The sequence below is a fragment of the Streptomyces sp. NPDC107559 genome (assembly GCF_055657365.1).
In genome coordinates this window covers 1-1781 of the sequence record NZ_JBVKBD010000059.1, presented here as the reverse complement: position 1 = coordinate 1781, position 1781 = coordinate 1, and the positions used below count along the sequence as shown (strand labels likewise).

Below are 1781 nucleotides of genomic sequence, written 5' to 3'. Positions count from 1 at the left end.
GGGTCTGGCCCAAGTTGTGTGGAGTGGCTACTCGTTGTAGTTGTTGATCTTCGCTGCTGCGGCTTGGAGGTCGCCCGGATTTCGCTCCTCATATGGCTGGTGTGCTCGACATTCGGTCGCCGTGAACGAAGATTCCTCTGCGGTGCAGGCGCTGTTGTTCCCGTCGAGCACGATGGTCGTGATCACGTCCGTCGAGACGAACGACGAAGCGATACGCGTCGAGGCACGGTGCACCGCGAGCGGTGCTCGCTGTCCGGCCTGCGGGGACTGGTCGGCTCAGGTCCACGCCTCCTACCGGCGCTTTCCCGGGGATCTGGCCTGTGGTGGGCGGCCGTGTGTCTTGGTGCTGAGGGTCCGCCGGTTCATTTGCGCGGCCTCGGGCTGTCCGCGGCGCACGTTCGTTGAGCAGGTGCCGGGACTGACCAGGCGCCATGGCCGGACCACTGAGCGTCTGCGGTCCGCGATGAGCAGGGTCGGGCTGGCGCTCGCTGGGCGGGCCGGAGCCCGCCTCGCCGCGCATCTGGGCATCGTGACCAGCCGAAATACGCTGTTGCGGCGGGTGATGGACCTGCCTGACCCGGTACTGGCCGAGCCCCGCGCCGTCGGCGTGGACGACTTCGCCCTGCGCCGCGGTCACGTCTACGGAACGGTCGTGATCGACGCCGAGACCCACCGGGTCCTCGACCTGCTCCCCGAACGTGACGCCGCCACCCTCGCCCCCTGGCTCGCGGCCCACCCCGGAATCGAAGTCATCTGCCGCGACCGCGCCGGCGCCTACGCCGAAGCGGCCGACACCGCCGCACCCCAAGCCCTCCAGGTCGCCGACCGCTTCCACCTCTGGCAGAACCTCGCTAACGCCGTCGAGAAAACGGTGGCCGCCCACCGCTCCGGCCTGCGTGACCTGCCCCTGGCGGTCCCCGAACTGGAACCCGTCTGGGAGACCCCGACCGGAGAAGCCGCCGGTCGGGACGATGAAACGGACGCGCCGACGGGCAAGTTCGCCGAGCGGGCCCGGATGCACCACGCCCTGGTCCACGAACTCCTCGCCCAGGGGCTGAGCCTGCGGGCCGTCGCACAGCATCTGGGCTGGGGCCGACACACCGTGCAGCGATACGCCCGCGCAGCGTCCTGGCAGGACATGGTCAAGGGCCGCAAACGACAGCTCCCGAGCAAGCTCGATCCGTTCAAGCCCTACCTGGCCGCACGTTGGGCCGAGACCGGGGGACGAGTGACCGTCCTGGCTCTCTTCCGGGAGATCCGCACCCGGGGATTCCGTGGCCACTACTCCATCGTCTGCGACTGGATCCGCCGCGACCTTCCCCAGCGCGAGGGCTTCACTCCGGCTCCGCCACCACCGTCGGTACGGCAGGTGACCGGCTGGCTCACCCGGCACCCGGCCACCCTGACCGAGGAGGACAAACTCCACCGCAAGGCAGTCCTCGACCGCATCCCAGAACTGGCCTCCGCCGCTGAGCTGACCAGCTCGTTCGCGGAGATGCTCACGACGCTCGACGGCTTGCGCCTGCCCGAGTGGATCACTGCGGCAGTGACGTCGGGCCTGCCCGGCATCAGCACCTTCGCAGTCGGTCTGGAAGGCGACTTCGATGCGGTGACCGCCGGGCTGACCACCGACTGGAACTCCGGGCCGGTCGAAGGAGCAGTCAACCGGATCAAGATGCTCAAACGGCAGATGTTCGGCCGCGCCGGGTTCCCGCTCCTCCGGAAACGAGTCCTCCTCGCATGACGCTGCGTCACCACCCCACACAACTTGGGCCAGACCC

The 1781-nt window shown here is 68.9% G+C and carries 2 protein-coding genes; one reads left to right on the top strand and one right to left on the bottom strand.

Annotated features, from left to right (window positions below; translation table 11 throughout):
• Nucleotides 1-27: 27 nt before the first annotated feature.
• Nucleotides 28-186, bottom strand: coding sequence for a hypothetical protein (locus tag ACZ7OY_RS44595; RefSeq protein ID WP_472251223.1), 159 nt, complete (start codon nucleotides 184-186; stop codon nucleotides 28-30).
• On the opposite strand from ACZ7OY_RS44595, the gene ACZ7OY_RS44590 reads away from it, so the two are divergent.
• A complete protein-coding gene (locus ACZ7OY_RS44590) occupies nucleotides 173-1744 on the top strand; it encodes an ISL3 family transposase (RefSeq protein ID WP_472251222.1) in 1572 nt (523 codons plus the stop codon). The genes ACZ7OY_RS44595 and ACZ7OY_RS44590 overlap by 14 nt on opposite strands.
• Nucleotides 1745-1781: the final 37 nt, after the last annotated feature.

Bases quoted from the DNA above. Each gene is read 5' to 3' on its own strand.
- ACZ7OY_RS44590 (WP_472251222.1), top strand. From the start codon at position 173: ATGGTCGTGATCACGTCCGTCGAGACGAACGACGAAGCGATACGCGTC.